This window comes from Acerihabitans arboris (assembly GCF_010131535.1).
Taxonomy (GTDB): Bacteria; Pseudomonadota; Gammaproteobacteria; order Enterobacterales; family Enterobacteriaceae; genus Acerihabitans; species Acerihabitans arboris.
Map to the genome: position 1 here is coordinate 1 of NZ_WUBS01000035.1, position 6,741 is coordinate 6,741.

General features: G+C 50.6%; 10 protein-coding genes and 2 pseudogenes. 1 reads left to right on the forward strand and 11 read right to left on the reverse strand.

Going from position 1 to position 6,741, the window contains the following annotated elements:
• The first annotated feature begins 174 nt into the window (after nt 1-174).
• Entirely contained in the window at nt 175-1,116 is a 942-nt protein-coding gene (locus GRH90_RS25480; RefSeq protein ID WP_446678252.1) for a conjugal transfer protein TraG N-terminal domain-containing protein, read from the forward strand.
• Nucleotides 1,117-1,131: 15 nt separating this feature from the next.
• On the opposite strand, the gene GRH90_RS25485 is transcribed toward GRH90_RS25480, so the two are convergent.
• The 11 genes and pseudogenes from GRH90_RS25485 to GRH90_RS25530 all read right to left on the reverse strand — a co-directional run bounded on the left by GRH90_RS25485 (nt 1,132) and on the right by GRH90_RS25530 (nt 6,512).
• Entirely contained in the window at nt 1,132-1,512 is a 381-nt protein-coding gene (locus GRH90_RS25485) for a DUF3742 family protein (RefSeq protein WP_162368774.1), read from the reverse strand.
• 40 nt (nt 1,513-1,552) lie between these two features.
• A complete protein-coding gene (locus tag GRH90_RS25490) occupies nt 1,553-1,921 on the reverse strand; it encodes a type II toxin-antitoxin system RelE/ParE family toxin (RefSeq protein WP_162368775.1) in 369 nt (122 codons plus the stop codon).
• On the reverse strand, nt 1,921-2,214 hold the full coding sequence (locus tag GRH90_RS25495; RefSeq protein ID WP_162368776.1) for a type II toxin-antitoxin system ParD family antitoxin: 294 nt from the start codon (nt 2,212-2,214) through the stop codon (nt 1,921-1,923). Before GRH90_RS25495 ends, GRH90_RS25490 begins: the two co-directional genes overlap by 1 nt.
• Nucleotides 2,215-2,364: 150 nt before the next feature.
• The gene (locus GRH90_RS25500; protein WP_218586292.1) at nt 2,365-2,649 is read right to left on the reverse strand and encodes a putative toxin-antitoxin system toxin component, PIN family; all 285 of its coding nucleotides are present in this window, start codon (nt 2,647-2,649) and stop codon (nt 2,365-2,367) included.
• Between the two features lie 105 nt (nt 2,650-2,754).
• The gene (locus tag GRH90_RS25505; RefSeq protein ID WP_162368777.1) at nt 2,755-3,006 is read right to left on the reverse strand and encodes a type II toxin-antitoxin system Phd/YefM family antitoxin; all 252 of its coding nucleotides are present in this window, start codon (nt 3,004-3,006) and stop codon (nt 2,755-2,757) included.
• A gap of 73 nt (nt 3,007-3,079) precedes the next feature.
• Nucleotides 3,080-3,220 (reverse strand): DUF3742 family protein, encoded by a 141-nt coding sequence (locus GRH90_RS26790; RefSeq protein ID WP_376766106.1) that lies wholly within the window; start codon nt 3,218-3,220, stop codon nt 3,080-3,082.
• An 88-nt stretch (nt 3,221-3,308) separates the two neighbouring features.
• Nucleotides 3,309-3,662: pseudogene (locus GRH90_RS25510) on the reverse strand (type II toxin-antitoxin system YhaV family toxin).
• Nucleotides 3,663-3,727: 65 nt separating this feature from the next.
• Entirely contained in the window at nt 3,728-4,033 is a 306-nt protein-coding gene (locus GRH90_RS25515) for a type II toxin-antitoxin system PrlF family antitoxin (protein WP_178113374.1), read from the reverse strand.
• Between the two features lie 529 nt (nt 4,034-4,562).
• On the reverse strand, nt 4,563-5,201 hold the full coding sequence (locus tag GRH90_RS25520) for a TetR/AcrR family transcriptional regulator (RefSeq protein ID WP_162368778.1): 639 nt from the start codon (nt 5,199-5,201) through the stop codon (nt 4,563-4,565).
• Between the two features lie 314 nt (nt 5,202-5,515).
• Nucleotides 5,516-5,659: pseudogene (locus tag GRH90_RS25525) on the reverse strand (IS630 family transposase); the annotation flags it as partial.
• Nucleotides 5,660-5,759: 100 nt separating this feature from the next.
• Nucleotides 5,760-6,512: a MipA/OmpV family protein gene (locus tag GRH90_RS25530; RefSeq protein ID WP_162368779.1), complete on the reverse strand. Its 753-nt coding sequence runs from the start codon at nt 6,510-6,512 to the stop codon at nt 5,760-5,762.
• Between the last annotated feature and the right edge of the window lie 229 nt (nt 6,513-6,741).

Genomic DNA, 6,741 nt, shown 5'->3' on the forward strand with positions numbered 1-6,741 from the left:
GAAATGGACGATGCCGCTGAGGGACTGGCGCATGGCGATGAGCCGTTTTATTATCGAGTTCGGTGACCGCCTGGACGGTCACTTCTGAGAAAAGGCATTTACACAGAATCGTAAACAGGCTCGGTAGCCGATTTCACCCACGATTGCTACGGCCCGGCGCGGGCAAAACTGTTTATGGGGCGACCGGAGCTCAGCGAGGCGCAGATGTACGACGTGACCTGGATCGGTTCGCAATTCTTCGTCGATACCGCCGGCTACTACGACACCTACCACTCGAAGACTCCGCGCACGGCCTGGCCCTATGATGCCACGCGCGACGCGGGCCTGGCGCAGGTGGACAGTGGCGGCGGCTACCCCACCTGTCGGCAGTGGTGGACCGATGCGGATACTGGCCTGCGTACCCGGTTGCTGGCCGTGGTCAATCCCGATCTGCTGACCCGCATGGCGAACTGGGCCGGCTTCATCTCACGCACTGAACTTGACGATTCGGTGATCCGTGCGATCGCTGCTCCGCGCCAGCAGAAGATGAACCAGGGCGCGGTGTATGCGGACTATGGCGGGCAGATCGACATGACGCTGCCCAATATCGTCACCCGCGCCGCGGCGGACGCCGGTGTGACCGTGGGCTCCCTTGCCTACTTCCCAGCGATGGATGCGGTGCGACAGGCACTGCCCATGGTGTTGTCGCTGTTGAAGATGGCGCTCATCATCTGCATCCCCTTGGTGCTGATGCTGGCGACCTACGATTTGAAGGCTTTCGTGACGGTCAGTTGCGTGTTCTTCGCGCTGTACTTCGTGGAATTCTGGTTCCAACTGGCCCGCTGGCTGGATTCCACTATCCTGGATGCGCTCTACGGATGGGGGTTTGGCGTGAATCGACCACAGATGAACTTCGAACCATTACTGGGGCTCAACAACGCTTTCGGTGATATGCTGCTGAACTTTGTGATGGCGACGATGTTTCTTGTGCTGCCAACATTTTGGGTCGCCGCCTTAGGATGGGTTGGAGTACGTTCAGGCGGTTTACTTCAAGGCCTCTCTGATGGTACAAAACCAACCGGCCATGCGGGCTCAAAAGGGCCAGGATTGGTGTCAGGCAAGCTCAAGCAACACTGAGTTGCATAGCTTGTTTCAATCGTCGTCATACCTCGGGTCATCAAAACGTGGGTCAGGAGCATCGTTGTAGAGGGTGGGGTGATACCCAGGATTATCCTTGTGCTCTGCTTGCTCACCGATCGGCCATTCCTCTTCCTCGTCATCTGCATTACGCATTACCAACGCTGCGACCACCGCAGATAGCAGCAAAGCCAACCAAAATGTGAAGTACAGAAGCATCCCAAACAACACGAGCTTGACGAACCACAGCAGCGCCTTGGCACCCACCGCAGGAATGCCGTGGAAAATCAGCCAGTCAGCAACACAACGCTCGCGCCAGCCATAACCACGCCACGCACACCTTACCCCTCGACCAAGCCGGTAGGTCCATCGTTCAGTGTGCACCTGCGTCGCCATATTTGATACCTCGTGCCTCAGTTCTCCGTTAAATGGACTGTTACTCCCAAGATGCACCTTGCGTCATATGTTGTTCAAGCTCCATTGCATCATGCAAAATCCGACCAATAACGATCAAATCCTCTGCCTCTACCCGATAGATGAGCAAGTGCCGCGGGCGATGAACAATTCCATCCTCAGATCGTGCGCGTTCGGTACTCAACACAAGATGCCACGATCGTGCGCCCTTTCCAAGCTCTTCTCGCTCGACGCTCCCTGGACGAGCAGGATCAGAAGCGATGTCTCGCAATGCCGTCACCAGAAGACATTGATAGCGCCTGCGCGCAACCTCACCGAACTGGGTATGGGTCCATTGCAGGATGCTGACGATGTCCGATTCGGCGGCGGCTGAAAGCCGATAGCGCATCATTAGCGGCGCTGCTGCTGCCCACTGCCAGTGGCGCGGCTCCCCAATTCATCGATGAAGTCTTCAAGCTGGTCATCGCTGACATCCGCAAAACGCCCGGCATCAATATCCGTCCATCCCACTTGCGCTGCCGCTTTCAGCGCGTCAAGTTTGGCCACTTCGATGACTTCTCGTTGTTCAATCAGGCGTAATCCATCACGCAGCACTTCACTCGCATTCTGATAACGACCTGAATGGACCAGCCTTTCAACTATTTCGTGCTGATGATCACTCAGCACTACATTGCGCGTGGGCATGGCGTCAACTCCTGAAGATGGGCGATGTGTCTTATGATAGCATCATTGGCATAATCTGCCAATGCCATGGTAGGGCTAGGCTCCTCGCCGCCTTACTCCGTCGCCTCACAGGTTCCCATGGACCTCCAGCCCAGGCGCATGGGATCTGCCTCAGTCCCGCGCTTTTTTCAGGAACTCGATACCATAAAACGCAAGCAGCACTAGCAGGTCATCATCTCCGCTCAAAATGAGTTGTACTTCGCCGTTCAGGGCCACATCCAGAAATTTATCATCCTTTGGATCCCGGCATGCCGCGATGCGTTGGGTAATGGGGATCACCCGCACGATACCTCCCAGTAAGCGAAGGAAATTCTGCCGATCCTCCCGGCTGACGTACCGGTCAAAATTCGAGCGGGCGAGCGCTTCACTCAACTCCGTCAAAGTCTCCTCGGACATCAGCGGTATGCCCCAAGACAAGGCGTGGTCCACCGCCCTAGCGCCGTACCGCCCGGCATGAACAGGCGACTGATCCACAGGTTGGTGTCGATCACCAGAGTCCGGTCAGTCCTCACTGTTCAGTAGTTCCTGCAGAACGGCCTCCCTCAGGCCGGCGTCCTGCGCCGACGCTCCCACGTGGTCGCTGAATCGCTGGAATTCCGCCACGTTCAGATGCACCAGGCGCTGGTATTCCTCCACCGACATGACCACCGCTACATCGCGTTTCTGACGCTGAATGAGCACCGGTTCACGCCGAGCCGCGTCAAGAACCCCTGCCAGCCCCTGCTTGGCTTCGCTTGCTGTAACTGTACGCATCACAGACACTTAATTGTCTATTTTTATACAAAATGCACACAAATAAATCCCATCTGACAAGCCATGCAGCAGCTTAGGTGCATGCAAACGAGGGATCCAGCCCTAAGCACCACTCCCTGCGCACATAGTCGCGCCATCCGTGTCCAACCCAGCGGCCAAAGCGTCTTGCGTTGCAAATATGAGCTCTCTTGTTCATCGTTGCCGACGGCAACATGCGCTTAACGGTTACTCCACTTCGCTGCAGTCCTAATGGCTGTTACTAATGCGTTCCAGTCGTCAGGCGGATTCCCGTGACGACGCATTTACTCAGACACCACATATGGATCAGACTTGCTACCTGCAGATTGAAGCGTCTGCTCATCGTTGACCCAGGCGTACACGATGACCTTCGCCTTCGAGTCGTACCGTAAGAAAAGCCGGTACCGCCTTCCGAGCTTGGCTCACCGCCAGTGACGATACGCCGTGCCCATGGTGTTGCCCAGACGAAATTCGTCGCTCGCCAGCTCGCTCGATACTACGTCTTGCATTAACTGGACCAAGACCCGGAAGAACTTGACGTCGGCGTTGGACCCAAAACCCTCCGGGTCGTTCTCTTGCGCGCGCACCACCATCGCACGCAACTTCATCATTTGCTCGATCAGGTTGTCGCGTAACAGCGGAGTTCAGCCTTGCTGTTGCATCAGATTTCCACGTTCTCGTCGAAATCATCGCCCAGGACCACCTAATGGCCGGCATACTCCATGATGCATAATGCGAGCCAGTGCCTCCGACAACCCGCAAACATTAGGAAAGCGTCAATGACGGGGTCTTCGTGCTCGGTATCGACACGGGTAGCGACGACCTGTCCGTTGTCGCCCAAGTCGAATGCGACCTTGCCGCCGACGTCGACACCCCATGCATGGCGAATTGGCTTAGGCAGCGTGATCTGGCCCGTCGATGTGGTCGTCGCAGTTTCATCAATCGCGGAGATGGTGTGAACTCTCCTTGGATGACTGTTTCCAATATGGCAAGAAATATTCCTTAGCATATCAAGTAGGATTGGTGCTATCTGCAGACGCCATGGAACAAATCGCCCCCCCTTAGAAAAGCGCCCCGCCCCCCGGTAACATAGCCGTGGAAGCAATGCCGGTGAGCGAGGATGCAGACACTAGCCAGATCCTTGCTGAAGCCGAGTCAATCACAACCATGCGGCAGCAGCTAAGCAAAAGTAGATGCCAGACGGAGGTGTAGGCTCCAAGCAATCGAGGACAAGCACAGCTTCGGCAGGATAGCTGGATGTGATGGAAGATCTGCTATCGATGATCACACGCAATTTCAAATTGAGTAATATCAATTTTTTTGGGATTTTATCTCTCATGTGATGGTATACATCCTCTAGCATTCCAAGGTTTTTGGACCTGCAAAATCTCAATAAATATTCGAATTTAGTTATATATAATATTTAAAATTTAAGTTAAAAGGCTGTATTTACATCGATATTTTTGATTAATAATTTATAATTCCTTCCAATTTCTATGACTATTTATCAAAAAATGGCTCGCCTATTGAAATTCATTTCAATCAGCTGTATCAACATTAGATAAACCTGTAATCCCATCCCGCCAATCCTCAAAAATACGATTTAAAAGCAGTAAGTAAATATGTTGTAAATTTTTATGACTACGGAGTCGAATTTGTCGAAAAGGATTTCTGAGCAAAGAACCTTCCATCAGAACTGCTAATGTTTCTCCTAAAGCTTCAATATGAACATCGTCCAATAATGGATAATGCATTTTTATCAAACGACAATTTTCCTTCATTAACTGAGCATCTGCACTTTGCAGAACTTTGGCAATACGCGGGTTGTGCATCGCTTCAATTTTCAGCTCTAAGATTAAAGTATTATCGTCCACCATTTGAGGAGTCTCTGACAATTCTCTTCCTGACAATATCTGCGTCATCAATTCGAAGTCAAGATTGATAGAGGCCATCTCATGAATTTGCCGGACAACGGAGCGTTGCACTATCTCCTCTATTATTTCTATCTTATTGCGAAAACAACGATAGATTTGCCCAGGACCTAATTTAGTCAATTGGGCAATATCCGCTATCGTCGTACCACGCAAGCCCTGTTTTTGAATGCAGATGCTGGCGGCCTCGATGATTATATTACGTTGCTTCACTGCGATTGATTTCCTGGCATTTTTACTATTCATAGATTAGTCACTTGACCGATTCCGTGATGTAATTAAATGTGGCGGAAATAACCTTCGAGATTGTGAAACGCCTAATGAAAATTAGGCCTTCCAGCCACAGCCCAGTACCTTGCAAATAGTTATATGTTGAATAAGCTCATTCATCCACGTTGATATCAGAGTTTTTACCTGGTACAAAGAATACTGAATAACAATGAGGTCAAATAACCATCTACCCCCTCTCTATATCGAACCTTCGCCAAGTCATCGTAGCGTTGGTTGGCGGGAGTGTTCTGCTCGCGGGCATCTAATTCGACTCTGTAGCCGAATTGCTCCCCGATAGAAGGAAACCAGCGGCATACCGCTGAAGCATGCAAACGACAACTTGTTATCTCATTGATTTTGATTGCCAACAATTCAGTGCTCAAGCGAGAGCGCTGATAATCAAAATCTCTTGGTGAATATATAACAAGCACTCGAAACCTCATTTTCACCTCTCATTCACAGATTATCATTAGAAACCTATTCAGCCATTCGGTTACTGTCGAGCAATTAATGAATGAATAGATAAATCCATCGTCAGAAAGAGTAATTCACGCCGAAACTAACTGATCCGGTGTTCGATCTTTCTACCATCGGGCTGTCCTGAACCGTGCTGGCCAATGATTCAAATCTCCCGGAAACAACGGTATCCCAGTTCTGATTGATATGATAGCGCACGGCCAGTTCTATGTAAGGTGTGAAACTGTCGTCGGGTGTATAACTGGCCAGACCGCTACGACGTGATTCGCTGCTACTGACGCCATAGTAATATTTATTTTGATTTTTACTGTCCCACCTGACACCCGCCATCGGTGTTATTTCCCAGTCATTCAAATGGATGGGGTATCTATAAGCAAGATCCCCTGTCAGGCCGTTGCTATTATTCAGTATGTCTCCGGCGAATAAGGCACGAATCTCTCCCCCGAAAGCATAATGGGTGTACTCGAAACCAGCCAGCACGGTCGAGTAGCGCTTGTCCAGGCGTTTCATTTGCTCATCATCACTGTCGCCGGGTTTAAAGTGCATCGGTGAATAATATCCCAAAATATTCAACTGATTATTTTCGTCTTTCCACAAATGATATCCACCTGCCAGGCCGTGCAGGTAGAAATCCTCTCCTTCATAGCCGATGAGTGGTAAGGCAGTAACATTGTTATCTGTATCACGATAGGGACTGACACCAACCCCTGCTGCTGCCCCGAGCGACCATTCGCCTGCCATCGTTCCTGAAGCGTAAAAAAAAGGAAGTATCAAAAGAACACGATATTTCATTACGGCAAAGGTATTCATAAGTGATTCCTGATTAATGTAAGCCAAATATGCATAATATATATGCACACGGATGCAAAGATGCGGCTCCAGTACGACATCCGATATGCCAGATACGCTGGTGGACGAGCCTGTACATAGATTTGTGTAATTGCCTGATTTTGATATCTTCAATCCAACATCAAAAACAGGTTAATTTATGGACGAAAAGCAGTTGCAAGCTCTGGCTAACGAACTGGCCAAAAATCTC

Bases quoted from the DNA above. Each gene is read 5' to 3' on its own strand.
- GRH90_RS25480 (WP_446678252.1), top strand. From the start codon at position 175: ATGGGGCGACCGGAGCTCAGCGAGGCGCAGATGTACGACGTGACCTGG.
- GRH90_RS25485 (WP_162368774.1), bottom strand. From the start codon at position 1,512: ATGGCGACGCAGGTGCACACTGAACGATGGACCTACCGGCTTGGTCGA.
- GRH90_RS25490 (WP_162368775.1), bottom strand. From the start codon at position 1,921: ATGATGCGCTATCGGCTTTCAGCCGCCGCCGAATCGGACATCGTCAGC.
- GRH90_RS25495 (WP_162368776.1), bottom strand. From the start codon at position 2,214: ATGCCCACGCGCAATGTAGTGCTGAGTGATCATCAGCACGAAATAGTT.
- GRH90_RS25500 (WP_218586292.1), bottom strand. From the start codon at position 2,649: ATGTCCGAGGAGACTTTGACGGAGTTGAGTGAAGCGCTCGCCCGCTCG.
- GRH90_RS25505 (WP_162368777.1), bottom strand. From the start codon at position 3,006: ATGCGTACAGTTACAGCAAGCGAAGCCAAGCAGGGGCTGGCAGGGGTT.
- GRH90_RS26790 (WP_376766106.1), bottom strand. From the start codon at position 3,220: ATGTTGCCGTCGGCAACGATGAACAAGAGAGCTCATATTTGCAACGCA.
- GRH90_RS25515 (WP_178113374.1), bottom strand. From the start codon at position 4,033: ATGCTAAGGAATATTTCTTGCCATATTGGAAACAGTCATCCAAGGAGA.
- GRH90_RS25520 (WP_162368778.1), bottom strand. From the start codon at position 5,201: ATGAATAGTAAAAATGCCAGGAAATCAATCGCAGTGAAGCAACGTAAT.
- GRH90_RS25530 (WP_162368779.1), bottom strand. From the start codon at position 6,512: ATGAATACCTTTGCCGTAATGAAATATCGTGTTCTTTTGATACTTCCT.